Here is a 17,636-nt window from a genome sequence, read left to right on the forward strand (position 1 = left end):
CAGCGTGCGCGGCACTGCTCAAACGCGATCGGTCAGCGAGAAGAAAAAATCCAGCATGTGGAAGTGATCGTCGTGGAAGCGATCCTCCATGGCGGCCAGTTTCTCGATAGCAACCCACTCCACCGCCGCCGCGTCATCCGCCGCCTGCACTTCCGGCAGGCTGCGCGAACCGAGGTCAAAAAAGTGCGCATGCGTGATCACACGGCCGCGCAGGCTGCGGTCCGGGTGGTCAAACACATGGGCGGCTTTCAGGGCGTTTTTCATGTCACCGTCCAGCAAGCGCAGTTGGGTTTCTTCTTCGAGCTCGCGCAGGGCTGACTGGTACACGGTTTCGCGTTGCTCGATGAACCCGCCCGGTACCGCATACAAGCCCTTGCCGGGGGAACGCCCGCGCTGGATCAGCAGCACACGGCCGCTGCATTTGACGACCGCATCCACCGTCACAAAAACCGGCGCATAGGGCGAGCCGGCCCACTTGGCCTTTTCCTGCCGAAGGCTCTCCCACTCCTGCGCGAGTTCATGGAAGTAAGGCAAGGCCGCCCAGGTGCGAAGAAATGCAACGGTGCTGGCCGGTGCCTGGCTCACCAGGGCGGCGAGCGCCGGTTCCAGCGCCGCACCGGCATTGCCAAAGTAGGCGTCACGCAATGCACTGGCGTCGATCCGGCCTTGCGACTCAACGGCATCGAGCGTCCAGCCGGGGAAATTCTTCAGGTACTCGCTGGTCGCGTCCTTGAAATGCCCGACGAGCACAGGGGATGTACCAGCCTTTTCGCCGGCCAGTTCCGCCACGCCGTGCTTGACCGCCGACACCCAGCGCTCCTGGTCATAGTAGTCACGCACCGGCAGGAAACGGACCCTGTCCCTGTCCGCCTCGGGCAAGGCCAGGCGGATCATTTCCGCCCGCTCCTGCCAGGTGAAGGGGTTCTTGGGCGTGCGTGCCTGGTAAGCCGAGCCCAGCACCACGATGCACAGCGACGCCGCTTCCAGGGCGCGGCGCAGCAGCGCAAGCTGTCCGTTGTGAAAGATCTGGAAACGGCCGATATAGACCGAGACTTCGTGCTGTTTGGAAGTTGATGTCATGGGAGCCTGGTCAAGCTAGTTAAATTTGGCGGCAATCGGCATCTGGCGCCCGGAGCCGAAAGCCCGCGCGCGCAAACGGATGATGGGGGGTGCCTGACGGCGCTTGTATTCGTTGCGGGCGATCATGCCCTTGATGCGTTCAATCATCGCCAGGCTCTCGGGCTGCAGGCGCAGCTGCGCGACGAAGGCGGAAGCTTTCTCGTACTCCCATCCGGCCAGACGCCGGCCTTCAATCAAGAGCTTGAGCACCTCGTCGAGCACCGGGTAAGGCGGCAGGCTGTCCACGTCCTTCTGGTCGGGTGCCAGTTCCGCCGACGGTGCTTTGTCAACGATGGCCTGCGGAATGATTTCCTTGCCGGCAGCTTCATTGAGGTAGCGCGACAAGGCGAACACCTCGGTTTTGTAGAGGTCTCCGATCAGGCCCAGGCCGCCGTTGGTGTCTCCGTACAGCGTGCAATAGCCCACCGAGATCTCGGACTTGTTGCCCGTGGTCAGCAGCAGGTGGCCGAAGCTGTTCGAGTATTCCATCAGGATGGTGCCGCGCGCACGCGCCTGCAGGTTCTCCAGCGCGATGCCGTACAGCGGCTGGCCGAAGGCGGTTTCAAAGCCACCGGAAAATTCGTTCACGATGTCGGCGATCGGGTGGCGGAGTAATTCCACCCCCAGGTTACGGCACAGGATTTCAGAATCATCGACCGAGCCGGCCGACGAGAAGCGCGATGGCATGGTGATGGCGGTCACATTGGCGGGGCCCAGCGCTTCGGCGGCGAGCGCCAGCGTCAAGGCCGAATCAATGCCGCCCGACGAGCCGATCACCGCGCGGCTGAAACCGCAGCGGCGCGCATAGTCCTGCAGGCCGAGCACGATCTGGCGCCGGTAGAACTCCATGGTCGGCAGCCCCTCGGCAGGGACGGCTACGGGCTCATCCCCGGCCAGCGTCAGAAAGCGGCCGTTCTCGAAGCGCAATGTCGTTACGTCTTCAGCGAAACGTTCAGCCTCAAACACCACGCCGGCCTGCGGCTCCACCGCGAAGGACGCGCCGTCATAAACAAGCTGGTCATGCCCGCCCACCTGGTTGACGTAGAGGATGGGCAACTGGTTGCGTTTGCTGGCGGCGCCGAAGATCTGGTGGCGCTGTTCGCGCTTGCCGATGTTGGACGGGCTGGCGTTGATGGAGATCACCAGGTCGGGCGCGGCGTCGCGCATGCGGTCGAAGGGGTTGATCGCATAGTCCAGGCCCTCGTCGTTCCAGCCGTCTTCGCAGATCAGCACGCCCACCTTGGCGTCGCGTATGCGCAGGACTTTGGCGACGTCCTGCCCGGGCTCGAAGTGCCGGCGCTCGTCGAAGATGTTGTAGGTGGGCAGCAGCTGCTTGGCATATTCGAGCAGCACTTCGCCGCCCTTGATCACGCACAGCGAGTTGCGCAGCTTCTTGCCCGGCGCTTCGCGGCGCGCGGGCAGGCCTATCACCCAGTAAAGGTTCGGGATCTGGCGGGAGGCCAGCAGCAGGTCTTGCAGCGCCTCATCGACGCGCTCCATAAAACCCTCTTCTTCAAGCATGTCGCCGGGGTAATAGGCCGTCAGCGACATTTCGGAAAAGACCACGATGTCGGACTGGTCGGTCCAGGCCTTGCTGGCGGCCGTGACCATCTTGGCCACGTTGCCGGAGAGGTCGCCTATGGTGAAGTTCAGTTGGGCGGCGGTGATTTTGAGCATGCGGTCCTCAAGCCCTTAAGTTGAAGCGGGGAAACGGAACACCTGGCGCAAATAGGCCAGGAAGGTCTGGTCGTTGCACAGTGTCTTGCCCGGGCTGTCCGACAGCTTGGCCACGGGCCGGGCATTGGCGCCGGTCAGCTTCATCACGATGTTCAGCGGCGTCAGCCCGACGTCGTTGGTCAGGTTGGTGCCTATGCCGAAGCCCGTCTGGGTGCGCCCGGCGAAGGCACGGTAGAGCTTGAGCGCGGTCGGAACGTCCAGGCCGTCCGAGAACACCAGGCGCTTGTTCTGCGGGTCGACGCGCAGCTTGGCGTAATGGGCCAGGGCTTTCTCGCCCCAGACAAACGGGTCGCCGGAATCATGGCGCAGGCCGTCGAAGAGCTTGGCGAAGTAGAGGTCGAAGTCCGCCAGGAAGGCGTCCATGCCCACCACGTCGGTCAGCGCCACACCCAGGTCGCCGCGGTACTCCTGGACCCAGTCCTCGAGCGCGGCGCGCTGGAAGTCCCGCAGCGTCATACCCAGCGCCTGGTAGGTCTGCAGGTATTCGTGGGCCATGGTGCCTATGGGGACCAGGCTGAGTTCCTTGGCCAGCAGCACGTTGGAGGTGCCTTTGAAGTACTGCGGGATTTCGCGCTTGAGCGTGGTGACCACCTCGGTCTGCCAGTCGCGCGAGAAGCGGCGCCGCACGCCGAAGTCAAAAAACTCGAAGGGGTTGCGCAGCGGAGCTTCTTTTTCGAAAGCGCGCAGCATGTCTATCTTGGCCTGCAGGCGCTTGCGCCCTTCCACCAAAGCGGCGGCCTGGTCTGAACGGCGGAAGTACAGCTCGTTGACGATGGCCAGCACAAAGATCTCGAAGGCCATGGTGTGGACCTGCGGGCCCACGGCCTTGATCACCAGCGTGGGGCCGTCGGCCGTGGCCTTGATGAACTCCCGCTGGAATTCGAAGATGCGCAGGAAGTCGACAAAGTCGCTCTTCATGAAACGAAGGCCACGCAGGTAGGCCAGTTCCTCAGGCTGGAAGCGCAGGGTGCACAGATGGTCGAGCTGCGCGTTGACCTCCGACAGCAACTCGCTCAAAGGGTAGCCCGGCTGGTTGCGGCAGACAAATGTGTATTCGGCTTCGGTCTGCGGATGCCTGTGCAGCATGGTCTGCCACATGGTGAACTTGTAGAGGTCGGTATCGAGCAGGCTTTGGATGATGGGTTGCATAGTGGCTTTGTGATGGAGGGGGATGCCGCTCAGGCGTCGGTTTGCAGGGCTTTCAGGATTTCCGTGCTGGTCGACAGCACCACACCGCGATGGGCCATGTCGTCCAGAAAGGCCTGGTGCTGCGCCTCAAAACCGCCGACCGGGCTCATGCAGTCGGTCAGCAGCACCACCTTGCCGGTCTTGCCGGAGGGCAGGTTTTCCACGATGTGCTCGGTGGTCGCTTTCACGCAGTGGCTGCTGGCCTCGCCGGCGATGATCAGCAGGTCCGCCCGGTCCAGCGATGCGATTAGGGCTGTGTTGAGCTGCGTCGCAGGGTCTTCCTCATCCGGTACCTCGGCCTGCATGGCGCTGTAGTGTTCCGTCCAGGGGTTGCTGCCCTTGCCGATCTTCTGCACCATGGCCAGGCGGTTGTCTTCCCAGGCGTTGTAGGCAGCCTTCACGGCGGGATGGACGTTGTGGCCCCAGCTGCCGATTTCGCAGTGCACCGGCCAGACCATCAGGGTGTAGCGGCCGCGCCGCTCGAGTTCGTCGATATAGGCCAGGGCCCGGGGCAGCATGGCCGCATCTTTGGGCAGGTAGTCGCCCTTGCGCACCTGCGCCGCCGTGATCGGCGTGAACGGTCCCACGGCCGCGCCGGCGCCGGTCTTCCAGAAGGTCGGGTGGGCAATGTCAAACCGGTGGTGGGAGTCCAGGGTCACACCGATCGCCGAGATGCCTGCAGAGCCTTCACGAATCAGCGTGGCCAGGCGCAGCATGTCGGCATGGGCGCCCGCCACAGGCAAGGCCGGCGATGTGGCTTTCCCCGTCACCGGGTCGACGGGCAGCCAGTCGGCCGGCAGGTCGCAAAAGTCGTTTTGCGGGTCGATGATCAAAAGCTGGATGTTTTTCTTCATGCTGTCCTCTGTTGATTCTGTTGAGATTGCGCTGTTGGGATTACTGTTGCGATTGATTGGCTGCTGCCGCCGATTCTCGCAGCAGCGGCGAGTTTTATTCCACCAGGATTCCCTTGGTCTCGCAGACGCCGATGCGGGCTTCCATGCCGGCGGTGAAACGCAGGAAGTCCGCCTCCATGCCGTCCGAGAAGATGATGCCGTTGTCCGGCATGCGCGAGCGCAGCGTCAGCACGTCGGTTTCCTCGATCTCCCCATACACCAGCGTAGTCTGGGAGGCCCGGCTGGCAAAGGGTTCCCGCACGGCGAAGACCAGGTGGTCGGTGTCGCGCGGCATGGGCTCGTAACCCTCACCTAGCCCATGGCCCACCGCCTGCGCGATACCGATGGAGCCGGTGATGATGCTTTTAAGCCAGGCCGTCGATCCCAACCCAGTCGCGACAATCAGGCCCGAAGACGACTGCGCTTCCTTCACGCCGCGGAACTCGATGTCGTACAGCGCCGAGGTATGGCTTTTCGGGCCGATGAACAGGTCGTTGACGCCCCTGAGCACCTGCCCGTCGGACAGCCTGGCCTCCGCCATGGTCACCAGCGAGGCCGCGCGACTGCCCCTGGCCACCCCGGGCAGTACCGACGCGAGCTGTGAGGGCTCAAACGGAAGCAGCACGCCGTCCCAGCGTTTGGGCTCGGGGTTGACGCCGACCAGCGGCTGGCCGTTCAGGTACTTCAGGGTGTTGGCCACCATGCCGTCCTGGCCCAGCGTCACCACGATGTCGTCGGCCGCGAAGATGTAGTTGCTCAGGTGCGCCCGGTCGATGATCTGGTAGCGGCCCCAGGCCTGCAAGGTTTCGGCGACCACCCGCAGGCTGGAGGCATAGGCCTCGTTCTCGCGCAGGTAGTCGCTGAAGTCCGCGCCCAGGTGCTCCAGGTAAAACTGGGCTTGGCCCAGGGTCTGGTAGCGCGCCACCAGCTCTTCGAGCCGGGTCTGGCGCGTGACCAGTACCACCTTGCGGTTTTCGGCTGCGGACATGATGGTTTCCTTTCCTGTTTTCGTTTATTTCCGGGCGGCGGTCTGCGCAGGCCGGCCGACGTTCGCACCGGCCAGCAGCGAGTTGAGCAGCTCGGGCGACATGTTGAGTTGGCCAATCTTCTCGGCCTTGTCGGCAATGCCGCCAAAGGCCTGGGCGATCAGCTGGGCCGGGTCCATGCCGGCGGAGGCCAGCGCCTGGATGGTGCGCGGGTCCACCGCCTGGAAGGTCTTCATGATGGCGTCCAGCCGGGCGGCTTCCGCTTCGGCCAGGGTGCGCGAGTTCGCGGCCTGGCCGTTCACGTAGAGCTTGCGCTTTTCTTCGAGGGCGACGTCCGAATCCATCTGCTCGGTGCGCAAGGCGTTTTCCTTGCGCATCACCGAGGCCTTGGCGGCCATCTTCGCGTCCTCGATCTGGCTGCGCTTGTCTTCCACGGCGACTTCGGTGTCCAGCTCGTTCTCGCGGATGGAGCGCTCGTTCTGCACCGCGGCCATGCGGCGCAGGTAGATTGCGTCGTCTGCGGCTTTCAGGTTGGCCTCGCGCGATTCGGCTTCCAGGGCCCGGGCGATGTCCGGCGTGGGTTTGATCGCCAGGATGGAAACACCCAGCACCTGCAGGCCCAGCGCGGCGATCTCGGGCTGGGCGCCCAGGCTGGCTTCGGCGTGCCTGGCGATCTCGGCGGAAGACAGCAGGGCTTCCTTGAGCCCCAGCGCCTGGACTTTCTGCTGGATGATGACCTGCACCTGCATGCCGACGCGGTCGCCCAGCTTGAGCGGATCATCCGAGGCATAACCCTGGCCGCTGGCCTTGAGCGAGAAGTCCATCAGCCGGGCCGTCAGCTGCGGCGCTTTGACCTGGTAGGTGACCTGGCCCTGCACCGTGACGTTCTGGAAGTCGGCGGTCACCAGGCTCAGCATGAAGGGGTGGTGGGCGCTGGCCACCGGCACCGCCACCACGGTGGAAGTGGGTGCGTAGTAATAAAAAGACTGGCCCGCGCCTTCCCGGACCACTTTGCCCCTTTTGAACTGGATCAAATGAACCGTGGGCTGGGACTTGATGAAGCGAATGCCGAACATGGTGCTTTTTCCTTTAGTGGTTTACCGAACTACCCGTTTAAGTTGTACTGAACAACCTATCTATAAGTTGCATAATACAACTTAAATCAAGTTTGTCAAACAGGAGCCGGAGAAAACATGGCCACCAAACCGAAACACCTGGACTTTGAAAAACCGCTGACCACTGTCGATGTGGTGATCTTCAGCGTGCTGGACGAGCAGTTGCAGGTCCTGCTGGTCAAACGGCCCACGGGCCCCCAAGAACCTTTCCCGGATGCCTGGGCCCTGCCCGGTGGTTTTGTGGATGTGGACAAGGACGAGTCGCTCGAGGCCTGCGCCAGGCGCAAGCTGCTCGACAAGACAGGCGTCAAAAGCCCCTACCTGGAACAGCTGGGCAGCTGGGGCGGCAAGACACGCGATCCGCGCGGCTGGTCGGCCACACACGCCTACTTTGCGCTGCTGCCCGCCGACGCCGTGAAGCTGGTGCAGGACGAAGCCAAACCGGCCAAATGGCATCCCGTGGATGAACTCTCGCCCCGCAAGCGGCTGGCCTTCGACCACGGCGACATCCTACAAGCGGCGCTGGAGCGTTTGCGCAACAAGGTGGAATACACCTCGCTGCCGGCCTTCCTCTTGCCCGAGCCGTTCACGCTTCCGCAATTGCAGAAGATGTATGAGGTGGTGTTGGGACGGCCCATCGACAAAAGCGGGTTCCGCACACGGGCGCTGGCGGCTGATTTCCTCAAAGAAGAAGGCTTTCTCGACGTAGGATCGCCCCGCCCTGCCATGGGCTACAGCCTGAAAGACAGGCGTGCCGTGATGTATTTCCCGAGGACCTTCAGTCCCCGCAGCTAAAAGCCAAGGCTGGCAGCCGCTTCACCCAAGGCTCCCGGCTTCGACGACGCGGAGGTAAGCCGGCGGCACGTGGTCAGTCAGCCAGACATTGTTGTCGGACCGGAAGAACTGATACCCCTCTGCGGACATGCGCTGGCTGTCCACTGCCAGCAGGACGGGCTGGCCATAGCGCCCGCCAACGGCGGTGGCCGTTTCGCTGCTTTCGCTCAGGTGCACGTGATGGCGCTGGCGTTTGTTCAAGCCTTCCGCCAGTATCGCGTCAAGGAAACGCGATGCGGTGCCGTGATAGAGCCTGGCCGGCGGTGCCACAGGCGGCAAACCGAGTTCGACATCGACGGAATGGCCCTGGTTGGCGCGGATGCGCAGCCCGTCTTCGCTGAAGGCGAAGCGCTTTTTATCGCTGGTTTCGACGACCTTCTCGAGCAGCGCGCGGGAGAGGGTGTGCTTGGCGGAAGCGGCCTTGGCGAGCAGTTCGTCGACGTTGGCCCAGCCGGCGGCATCCAGTTCAAGCGCTATGGTCGATGGCTTGTGCCGCAATACCAGGCTGAGGAATTTGCTGGTGCTGGTGAGTTGTTGTGGTGTCGGTGTCATGATTTTTCCTTTTTATTGTTATGGATAGACTTATAGGTTGTCTTGAACAACTTATAGGTTGCATAATACAACCAAACGGCAAAAAATCAAAGCCGTAAACAATCTGACAGGCGACTGACTTGCGGGAATCACTGATGGAAGATACGGAACGTTATCGAGGCTGCTTGCTGGGACTGGCCTGCGGCGATGCCGTGGGAACCACCGTGGAATTTATGTCGCGGGGCAGTTTCGAGCCCGTCACGGATATGCGGGGCGGCGGTCCGTTCGACCTGCGGCCCGGTGAATGGACTGACGATACGTCGATGGCTTTGTGCCTGGCGGCGAGCCTGGTGCATTGCCGGGGCTTTAATCCCACAGACCAGATGAACCGGTACTGCAATTGGCGCAGCGTCGGGTACATGAGCAGCAACGGCAAATGCTTCGACATCGGCATCACAGTGGCCACGGCGCTCGATCGCTATCTCCTGACACAGGATCCTTTCGCGGGCGAATCCGACCCCAGAACGGCTGGAAACGGAGCTTTGATGCGTCTGGCGCCCGTCGCCATGTTCTTCCGCGAAAGCGAAGCCGACACTTTTCGTTTTGCCGGTGAAAGCACACGCACAACGCACGGCGCGCAGGAAGCTATCGAGTGCTCGCGCCTGTTCGGGCTGCAATTGCGCGCCGCATTGATGGGCGCCACCAAAGAGGCCATTCTTGCCAGCACGGTGCCTGAACCACTGTCCCGCAAGGTCGCGGCCATTGCCGCCGCTGAATTCATCGACAAGCCACGGGAAGCCATCAGGGGATCGGGTTATTGCGTGGAAGCGCTGGAAGCCGCCCTTTGGTGTTTTATCCATACCGGGTCTTTTGAAGAAGCCGTGCTGGCAGCGGCGAATCTGGGGGACGACGCCGATACAACAGCCGCCATTTGCGGGCAAATAGCCGGCGCCCACTACGGCATCGGCTCGATTCCCGCTGCGTGGCTGCAGCGCCTGGTCATGCGTGAGGATATTGAACTCCTCGCCGACGATCTTTTAAAAGAGTCGCTGGGCAGGTGAACGCAGGCGAATCAGCCTTTTTGTATCCCACTGTATCCACCCCTCCCCGCGATACCCGGCCTTACGCGCCACCCCTTTGACGACACACCCGGGATACCTCAGGGCCTTCCAATGCCTGCATGGGCCGGCGACTTCTCTTGTCGCTGCCTGTCACTCGCCCTGAAGGACCTGACCATGAACGCTCGCCGTCAATTTCTGGCAACCGCCGCTGTCGCGACAGCCGCCGCCTGTGCCACGCCCTATGCCTCGGCTTTCTTTTCGCTGGGGCGCACGCCCACGGTGGCGCCGGAATTCGCGGGCATAGACACCTGGCTCAATTCGGCGCCGCTGCGCATGGCGGACCTGCAGGGCAAGGTGGTGCTGATCGACTTCTGGACCTACACCTGCATCAACTGCCTGAACCACCTGCCGTCCGTGAAGTCCTGGCATGAGAAATACAAGGACAAGGGCCTGGTGACGGTCGGGGTGCACACGCCCGAGTTTGCCTATGAAAAATCAACGAAGAACGTGCAGGCGGCGATGGAGCGCCTGGGCGTCAAGCATGCCGTGGCCCAGGACAACAGCTACGCCACCTGGCGCGCCTTCAGCAACAACTACTGGCCCGCCATCTACCTGGTCGACAAGAAGGGCATGATCGTCTACAGCCATTTCGGCGAAGGGCGCTATGCCGAAACCGAGAAGACCATCCAGGCGCTGCTGGCTCAATAAACCCTTGCGCGCCCAAACCCTGGCGCAAAATGCCGGGGTGACGAATTTTCCAGGACGCAGCCATGCAGCAGCCAGACCACATTCTCATCGTTGACGACGACCGCGAAATCCGGGAGCTGCTGGGCAGCTACCTTGAAAAAAACGGCTTGCGCGTCACCAAGGTGGAGTCGGGCCGCCATATGCGCGCCGCGCTGGAAGACGTGGCGGTGGACCTCATCGTGCTGGACCTGATGCTGCCCGGCGAGGACGGCCTGACGCTGTGCCGCGACCTGCGCGCCGGCAAACACAAGGCCATTCCCATCCTGATGCTGACCGCGCGCAACGAAGAGGCCGACCGCATCCTGGGCCTGGAGATGGGCGCCGACGACTACCTGGCCAAGCCTTTCGCGGCACGTGAGCTGCTGGCGCGCATACGTTCGGTGCTGCGCCGCACGCGCATGCTGCCGCCGAACCTGCAGGTCGATGAACCGTCCCACCTGCTGTCTTTCGGCGACTGGCAACTCGACACCACCGGCCGCCACCTGCTGGACGCCAGCGGCACGCTGGTGCCGCTCAGCGGCGCCGAGTACCGGCTGCTGCGCGTCTTCCTGGACCACCCGCAGCGCGTGCTGAACCGCGACCAGTTGCTCAATCTCACCCAGGGGCGCGACGCCGAATTGTTCGAGCGCTCCATAGACCTGCTGGTCAGCCGGCTGCGCCAGCGCCTGGGCGACGGGGCGCGCGAGCCGCGCTACATCAAGACGGTGCGCAGCGAAGGCTATGTGTTCAGCGCCGCGGTGCAGGGCCGGCCGGAGGCGGCATGAGCCTTATGTCGCGCCGGCCGCGCTGGCCGCGAAGCCTGTTCGCGCGCCTGATGCTGATCCTGCTGCTCGGCATTCTCGCCGCCCAGGCCATGTCCTACCTGCTGGTGATGTATGAGCGCGGCCTGGTGGGCCGCGACCTGATGCTGGACAACCTCGAAAAAGACATCACCAGTTCCGTCGCCATCCTGGACCGGGTGCCGGCGGCCGAGCGCCCGACCTGGCTGCCGCTGATAGACCGCAAGAACTACCGCTACCAGCTGGACGGCGGCATCACCGAACAAGGCGGCGACAACGAGATCGTGGCGCGCGTCAGCGCCTCGATCGCCAATGCGGTGGACAAGCGCTACGGCACCACCGTCAATGCCATTCCCGGCGACCCCAAACGTGTGCACATCCACCTGCGTTTGAGCGACGGCGCGCCGCTGACCATCAACCTCTGGGCCGCGGCCACGCCGATCTCGCCCTGGCTGCCCGCGCTGATGCTGCTGCAGCTGTCGCTGCTGGCCGTCTGCGCCTTCTTTGCGGTGCGCATTGCCACCCAACCGCTGCGCCGGCTGGCCCACGCGGCCGATGCGCTGGGCCCCGACCTCAAGGGAACGGCCCTGCCCGAGGGCGGCCCGACCGAAGTGGCGCGCGCCTCCAGCGCCTTTAACGCGATGCAGCGGCGCATCGCCGGTTACCTGGCCGAGCGCACGCAGATCCTGGCGGCCATATCGCACGACCTGCAGACGCCGATCACGCGCATGCGCTTGCGCACCGACCTGATGGACGATGAAGCGCAGCGCGGCAAGCTGCAGCACGACCTCGACGAGATGGTGGCCCTGGTGCGCGAGGCGCTGACCTATGCGCGCAGCCTGCACGGCGCCGACGAAGCCCCGCGCAAGATGGACCTCGATGCCCTGCTGGACACGCTGCGCTGCGACTACGAGGACGCCGGCAAAACGGTGCGCGTGAGCGGGCGCATCGGCCACCCGGTGATGAGCCGGCCGCTGGCGCTGCGCCGCATCCTGACCAACCTGAGCGACAACGCGCTCAAGTTCGGCACCGAAGTGGAACTGGCCGTGCGCGTCGATGCCGATGAGGGCATCGAGATTTGCGTACTCGACCGCGGCCCCGGCATTCCCGAATCCGAGCTCGAGGCCGTGCTGCAACCCTTTTACCGCGTGGAGGGTTCGCGCAACCGCGACACCGGCGGCACCGGCCTGGGCCTGGCCATTGCGCAGCAGCTGGCCGCGTCCATAGGCGCGCGCCTCAGCCTGGCGAATCGCCCCGGCGGCGGCCTGGTCGCGCGGCTGGTGATGCCGGCGTCTTCCTCCGCTGAACAGTGACATGAAAAAAGCCGGCCGCCCCGATTGATCGGGCAGGCCGGCTTTGCTTTATGTCCGCTCCGCAGGCTCAGACCAGGTTGATCTCCACGTCGATATTGCCGCGCGTGGCCTTGGAGTAAGGGCAGAGCTGGTGGGCGGCATCGACGATGCTGCGGGCCGTCGCGGCGTCCAGGCCGGGCAGGCTCACGTTCAGGCGCGCCTGCAGGAAGAAGGCATCGCCGGCCGTGCCCAGGTCCACCTCGGCGTCGACCGCCACACCGGCCGGCAGCGTGACTTTCTGCGTGGCGGCGGCGCGGCCCATGGCGCCAATAAAGCAGGCCGACCAGCCTGCGGCGAACAGTTGCTCGGGATTCGTGCCCGCGCCCGCGCTGCCGGGTGGCGACAGCTTGATGTCCAGGCGACCGTCGGCGCTGCGGGATTCGCCGTTGCGCCCGCCGGTGGTGTGGGTCTTGCCCGTGTACAGGACTTTGTCGAGGAGGTTGATGGTGGTCATGGCTTTTCCTTTTGAGAAGTTGAAGTTGAAGAAAAATGCATCGCTCGCGAAGCACAAGATGAATTACAAAGGGCCGGCGTATCCCCGGTATCTCGGGAGCGCAATGTTCTGTACACACGAGGCGGCTGGACACACTGCGGTACAAATCTCCGGTGCGCGGCGATGGCGACGGCGATGGTGGTTGCACCTCCTCCTTCTGAAGAAAGGCGGAGTGTTCTGAAAGCCGCTGGCCCCCACCCCCGCCCTCCCCCAGAGGGGGAGGGAGTAAGAGCGGCACGCTGTGATGGCGTTGAAGATTTGCTCCTTCCCCCTCTGGGGGAAGGCTGGGATGGGGGCTGGCGGCGCTCAGCCTTGCGCACGGCCTGCGCGCCAGACCACCGCCGGTCGCGAAGGGATGCACTGGCAGCTGAGCGGGTTGCGCAGCTCATGCGCGAAGCCGCCCGCCAGAAAGGTCAAGGCCATCCAGAGTTTTTTCATGGCGTGAGGATCCTCAAGGTTGATGGAAATTGAAGCGGCTCAACCGAAGGTGAAGGCATACACCTGCGCGCCGGGATCGAGGAACTCGATCTCGAACAAGTGGTCGCCCGCCGAGGCCGGCAGCCGCACCAGCTGGTAGAGGCGGTGCGCATCGATCACGCCGCTGCCGTCGGCGGCGATATCCGTGCCCCGTGATTTGCCCGGCGGCTGGCCGTCGATACGCACACGAAAGCGCACCGGCGCCGCGCCGGCTTCGCGCCCCAGCACCAGGTGCAAGTCGCGCGCGCGAAAGCGGTAGGCCAGGCGCGCACCGGCTTGCGCCGCGACGGCGCGTTCGGCCTCCACCGTCCATTCACCGCCCAGCGTCCAGTGGTTCAGCTTGACGGCGGCAGCCGGCTCGTAGCCATGCCGGCGATCGGGCTGGAGGCCGCCTTCGGGCACAAAGTTGACGGCGCGCTCGTGGCCCACATAGGTTTCGCCGGACATCACCCGGCCGCCGGGAGCGGCCTGCACGCCCTCGCCTTGCACGGCCACCAGCCCACCGGCGCGTGCGCCCTTGCCGTTCTCGGCCAGCAGCTTCTGGATCAGGCGCTCGGAGGCCTCGTACTGCCCTTCGCCGAACAGCTGGTGGCGCACCCGGCCCTGGGCGTCGACAAAATACAGCGCCGGCCAGGACTGGTTCTGGAAGCCGCGCCAGATCGCATGCTGGCTGTCGATGGCCACGGGATAGTGGATGCCCAGGTCCTTCACCGCGCGGCGCACATGGCCCTCATTTTTTTCAAATGCGAACTCCGGCGAATGCACGCCGACAACGACGAGGCCGGCCTCCCGGTACTTGTCGGCCCAGGCCCGGATGTAGGGCAAGGTGCGCAGGCAGTTGATGCACGAATAGGTCCAGAAGTCGACCAGCACCACCTTGCCGCGCAGGTCCGCGCCCGCCAGCGGCGGCGTGTTGATCCAGCCGGTCGCGCCGGCCAGCGGCGCAAACGTCCTGTCGCTCCAGTCCGCGGGGGCGGCCGGTGCGCCGGGGTTAGCGGCGGCGAGCGTGATGGGTTCGGGCGCGGGGACTTCAGCGTCCGCGCCGCCGCCCATGCCCGGCTCTTGCGATGCCTGAGGCTGGAAGGCATTGAGCAGCGCCTGCTCAATCCTCGAAGTGTTGCTCAAAGAGAGCCGGCTCAGCAGGCCGGTGTCCAGCCCCGTGGCGATCAGCGCCACACCGGCCAGCACCGCAGCCCCCATGCCGCGCCGCGCCCAGTGGCTGATGCCCAGCGAACGCCGCAGCAGCGCATAGACACGCCCGCCGGCCAGCAGTGACAAGGCCAGCGAGGTGGCCGCACCGCCCGCATAGGCCAGCAGCAGCAAGGAGGTGCCCGCGTTCGCGCCCTGGATGGCCGCGCCCGTTAGGATCAGGCCCAGCACCGGCCCCGCGCACGGCGCCCACAGCAAACCGGTGGCCACACCGAGCAGCAGCGACGACAGCAGAGAAGGATCACCGCCTTCGCTGGAAGAAGCCAAACGCGCGCCCAGCGCCACCAGCGGCCTGGACAGGCGATCAGCAAAGCCCGGAAACATCAGCGTCAGCGCGAACACGGCCAGCAGGCCCAGCGCCGCAAGGCGGCCGTACTCATTGGCCTGCACCGCCCAGCCGCCGCCCACGGCGGCGAGTGTGGCCACTGCGGTGAAAGCCAGCGCCATGCCCAGCAGCAAAGGCAGGCCGTTGCGCAGGAAGGGCCGGCCGGCACGCGCCAGCACAAAAGGCAGGACGGGAAGAATGCAGGGGCTGACGATGGTCAGCACACCGGCGGCAAAGGCAAGGATCAAAAAGCTCATGCCGCGATTGAACCGCCCGGAGGTATCCGCGCTGTGTCAACCCAGCCGCCTTATGGCATGCGGCTGTATCCGCGGCCGGCGCGGATACACAGGCATACAAACGCGTGCCCGGTACTGCCCGGATGGGTGCCGGAATTGCGCGGAGTCAAGCCCCTCGCACACAAAACTTACCCTCAGTTGCTGTGGGCTACCCTGTGGATAAGGTCTCGCGCCTGGCTGCGGAACCGCATCTGCATTGGCGTGCCGCCGCGTGCCTAAAAATTGATCACCCGGCTCCGGCTGCCTGCGAATGCATCCATATCCGCAGATTACGCAGATTTACGCAGATTTACGCAGATAAAAACCATCACGATGAAAACGGTGTGGCCGGCAATGAAGACGAGCTGAAATCTTCAAGGAAAAAAGCTTGTTTTCAATCTGCGTAATCTGCGGATGAATCTTTACGCCGCCATCGCCACCTCAAGGGCGCGGGACGCAGCAGCCGCCGCGGCAGCCGCCAGCGCCGGTCGGCCCGGGCTGCGCTGGGCCGCCTTCTCGCGGTTGGCGCGCTGCACGGCCGCCACGTCGATGATGAGCGCGACGTTGCCGTCGCCCAGGATGGTCGCGCCGGAAATGCCCGGCACCTTGCGGTAGTTGGTTTCCAGGTTCTTGACCACCACCTGGTGCTGGCCCACGAGCTGGTCGACCAGCAGCGCGAAGCGCGTACCCTCGGCCTGCACGATGACGGCGATGCCCTGCGTGGGCGTGCTCACCGCGTCGGCCACGTCGAAGAGCTTGTGCAGTTCGAGCAGCGCCAGGTACTCGCCGCGCACGTGCATGACGTGCTCGTCGGCGGTGATGGAGTGCACGTCCTTGTCCATGGGCTGCAGCGATTCGATGACGTAGTTCAGCGGCAGGATGTAGACCTCCTCGCCGACCTTGACGGACATGCCGTTGAGGATGGCCAGCGTCAGCGGCAGCACGATGCGTATCGTCGTGCCCTTGCCCTGCACCGAGGCGATCTCCACATGGCCGCCCATCTCATGGATGTTGCGCTTGACCACGTCCATGCCGACACCGCGGCCGGACACGTCGGTGACGGCTTCGGCCGTGGAAAAGCCCGGCGCGAAGATCAGCTGCCAGACCTCGTCGTCGGGCATGCTTTCGCTGACGGGCATGCCCTGCTGCAGGGCCTTGGCCAGGATTTTTTCACGGACCAGGCCGCCGCCGTCGTCCTTGACCTCGATCACGATGCTGCCGCCCTGGTGCTGGGCCGACAGCGTCAGGCGCCCGACCGGGTCCTTGCCGGCATAGGCGCGGCGCTCCGGGCCTTCGATGCCGTGGTCCAGGCTGTTGCGCACCAGGTGGGTGATGGGGTCGATGATGCGTTCGATCAGGCTCTTGTCGAGTTCGGTTTCCTTGCCGACCGTGACCAGCTGCACCTGCTTGCCGAGCTTGGCCGAGAGGTCGCGGATCAGGCGCGGGAAACGGCTGAACACATAGTCCATGGGCATCATGCGAATGGACATGACGGATTCCTGCAGGTCGCGCGCATTGCGTTCCAGGTGGCCCATGCCGCTGAGCAGGCGCTCGTGCAGCACCGGGTCCAGCAGCGACGCGGTCTGCGTCAGCATGGACTGCGTGATCACCAGCTCGCCGACCAGGTTGATGATCTGGTCGACTTTTTCCACGTCGACGCGTATCGAGCTGGATTCCTTGTTCTGCACGGCGGCCGGCGCGGCCGATGCGGCCGCAGCCGCAGCCGCAGCCGGGGGCACGGCCTCCAGCGCGGCCGCGAGGGGCGCGGGCTGGCTGGCCGCCGGCGCGGGTGCCGGTGGCGCGGCCTGCGCGCCCTCTTCGCGGATGTCGATCTGGTCGGCCTCGATGATGAAGCAGCAGACCGCGATGACGTCGCTGCCCTCGCAACCGGTCTTGAGCCAGATCGTCAGGCTGCCCTCCTCCTGGGTCTGAGCCGTCACCTGGCCCAGGTTGGCGAGTTCTTCGCTGAGCAGCTTGCAGTCGTTCTCCGAGACCTTGGAAAAGCGCACCTTCAGGGTCCGCTCTCCAGCGCCGGCCGGGGCGGCTTCGGGCGCGGCCTGCACAGGCGCGGGAACAGGCGCGGCCACGACGGGCGGCGCGGGCAGCTCACCGCCGGCTTCCAGCGCGAGCTGGCGCAGCACCGCGCAGATGGCGGCCACCATGTCGGCTTCCGGCTCAGTGCCGGCCCTGTATGCGCTCAATTGTTTTTGCAACACGTCCTTGGTCTCCAGAAAGGCATCCATCATCTTGGTATTGAGTTTGAGCTCGCCGTGGCGCGCCCGGTCCAGCAGGTTTTCCAGCAGGTGGGTGGTGTCGGTCAGCGCGACAAAGCCGAAGGTCGCCGCGCCGCCCTTGATCGAATGCGCGGCGCGAAACACCGCGTTGAGGTGTTCGCCGTCGGGCGCTTCCAGGTCCAGGCCCAGGAAGAGCTGCTCCATCTCGGCCAGCAACTCGTCGGCTTCTTCAAAAAATGTCTGGTAGAACTGGGTGATGTCCATAGGGGAGGTCTTCTTTT

The 17,636-nt window shown here is 64.5% G+C and carries 16 protein-coding genes; 5 read left to right on the top strand and 11 right to left on the bottom strand.

The window, feature by feature from the left end:
* Positions 1-18: 18 nt before the first annotated feature.
* The 6 genes from ACSQ27_RS21770 to ACSQ27_RS21795 form a co-directional block, all read right to left on the bottom strand.
* Positions 19-1,080 (bottom strand): NUDIX domain-containing protein, encoded by a 1,062-nt coding sequence (locus ACSQ27_RS21770; protein ID WP_436157576.1) that lies wholly within the window; start codon positions 1,078-1,080, stop codon positions 19-21.
* 15 nt (positions 1,081-1,095) lie between these two features.
* Complete coding sequence (locus ACSQ27_RS21775; RefSeq protein WP_436157577.1) at positions 1,096-2,796, bottom strand: NAD+ synthase; 1,701 nt, start codon at positions 2,794-2,796, stop codon at positions 1,096-1,098.
* Between the two features lie 15 nt (positions 2,797-2,811).
* Complete coding sequence (gene pncB, locus ACSQ27_RS21780) at positions 2,812-4,005, bottom strand: nicotinate phosphoribosyltransferase (RefSeq protein ID WP_436157578.1); 1,194 nt, start codon at positions 4,003-4,005, stop codon at positions 2,812-2,814.
* Positions 4,006-4,034: 29 nt separating this feature from the next.
* Positions 4,035-4,898 carry a cysteine hydrolase gene (locus tag ACSQ27_RS21785; protein WP_436157579.1) on the bottom strand — a complete coding sequence of 288 codons (864 nt, stop codon included), beginning with the start codon at positions 4,896-4,898 and terminating at the stop codon, positions 4,035-4,037.
* A 94-nt stretch (positions 4,899-4,992) separates the two neighbouring features.
* A complete protein-coding gene (locus tag ACSQ27_RS21790; RefSeq protein WP_436157580.1) occupies positions 4,993-5,925 on the bottom strand; it encodes a sugar kinase in 933 nt (310 codons plus the stop codon).
* Positions 5,926-5,949: 24 nt separating this feature from the next.
* Complete coding sequence (locus ACSQ27_RS21795) at positions 5,950-6,999, bottom strand: SPFH domain-containing protein (protein WP_436157581.1); 1,050 nt, start codon at positions 6,997-6,999, stop codon at positions 5,950-5,952.
* 117 nt (positions 7,000-7,116) lie between these two features.
* On the opposite strand from ACSQ27_RS21795, the gene ACSQ27_RS21800 reads away from it, so the two are divergent.
* Positions 7,117-7,833 (top strand): NUDIX hydrolase, encoded by a 717-nt coding sequence (locus tag ACSQ27_RS21800; RefSeq protein ID WP_436157582.1) that lies wholly within the window; start codon positions 7,117-7,119, stop codon positions 7,831-7,833.
* Between the two features lie 21 nt (positions 7,834-7,854).
* Here ACSQ27_RS21800 and ACSQ27_RS21805 read toward each other — a convergent pair whose 3' ends face one another.
* A complete protein-coding gene (locus ACSQ27_RS21805) occupies positions 7,855-8,424 on the bottom strand; it encodes an RNA 2'-phosphotransferase (RefSeq protein WP_436157583.1) in 570 nt (189 codons plus the stop codon).
* Between the two features lie 134 nt (positions 8,425-8,558).
* Here ACSQ27_RS21805 and ACSQ27_RS21810 point away from each other — a divergent pair, with 134 nt between their 5' ends.
* The 4 genes from ACSQ27_RS21810 (at position 8,559) to ACSQ27_RS21825 (ending at position 12,303) form a co-directional block, all read left to right on the top strand.
* Positions 8,559-9,464 (top strand): ADP-ribosylglycohydrolase family protein, encoded by a 906-nt coding sequence (locus ACSQ27_RS21810; protein WP_436157584.1) that lies wholly within the window; start codon positions 8,559-8,561, stop codon positions 9,462-9,464.
* A gap of 174 nt (positions 9,465-9,638) precedes the next feature.
* Positions 9,639-10,172 (top strand): thioredoxin family protein, encoded by a 534-nt coding sequence (locus ACSQ27_RS21815; RefSeq protein ID WP_436157585.1) that lies wholly within the window; start codon positions 9,639-9,641, stop codon positions 10,170-10,172.
* 62 nt (positions 10,173-10,234) lie between these two features.
* Positions 10,235-10,975: a response regulator gene (locus tag ACSQ27_RS21820; protein ID WP_436157586.1), complete on the top strand. Its 741-nt coding sequence runs from the start codon at positions 10,235-10,237 to the stop codon at positions 10,973-10,975.
* Positions 10,972-12,303, top strand: a complete 1,332-nt coding sequence (locus ACSQ27_RS21825; RefSeq protein WP_436157587.1) for a sensor histidine kinase — start codon at positions 10,972-10,974, stop codon at positions 12,301-12,303. The genes ACSQ27_RS21820 and ACSQ27_RS21825 overlap by 4 nt, the downstream gene beginning before the upstream one ends.
* Before the next feature lie 67 nt (positions 12,304-12,370).
* On the opposite strand, the gene ACSQ27_RS21830 is transcribed toward ACSQ27_RS21825, so the two are convergent.
* The 4 genes from ACSQ27_RS21830 to cheA form a co-directional block, all read right to left on the bottom strand.
* Positions 12,371-12,796 carry an organic hydroperoxide resistance protein gene (locus ACSQ27_RS21830; RefSeq protein WP_436157588.1) on the bottom strand — a complete coding sequence of 142 codons (426 nt, stop codon included), beginning with the start codon at positions 12,794-12,796 and terminating at the stop codon, positions 12,371-12,373.
* A 345-nt stretch (positions 12,797-13,141) separates the two neighbouring features.
* Complete coding sequence (locus ACSQ27_RS21835) at positions 13,142-13,273, bottom strand: hypothetical protein (RefSeq protein WP_436157589.1); 132 nt, start codon at positions 13,271-13,273, stop codon at positions 13,142-13,144.
* A gap of 39 nt (positions 13,274-13,312) precedes the next feature.
* The gene (locus ACSQ27_RS21840) at positions 13,313-15,103 is read right to left on the bottom strand and encodes a cytochrome c biogenesis protein DipZ (protein WP_436157590.1); all 1,791 of its coding nucleotides are present in this window, start codon (positions 15,101-15,103) and stop codon (positions 13,313-13,315) included.
* 440 nt (positions 15,104-15,543) lie between these two features.
* A complete protein-coding gene (gene cheA, locus ACSQ27_RS21845) occupies positions 15,544-17,619 on the bottom strand; it encodes a chemotaxis protein CheA (RefSeq protein ID WP_436157591.1) in 2,076 nt (691 codons plus the stop codon).
* Between the last annotated feature and the right edge of the window lie 17 nt (positions 17,620-17,636).

The sequence above is a fragment of the Polaromonas sp. LjRoot131 genome (assembly GCF_964252805.1).
GTDB lineage: Bacteria > Pseudomonadota > Gammaproteobacteria > Burkholderiales > Burkholderiaceae_C > Polaromonas.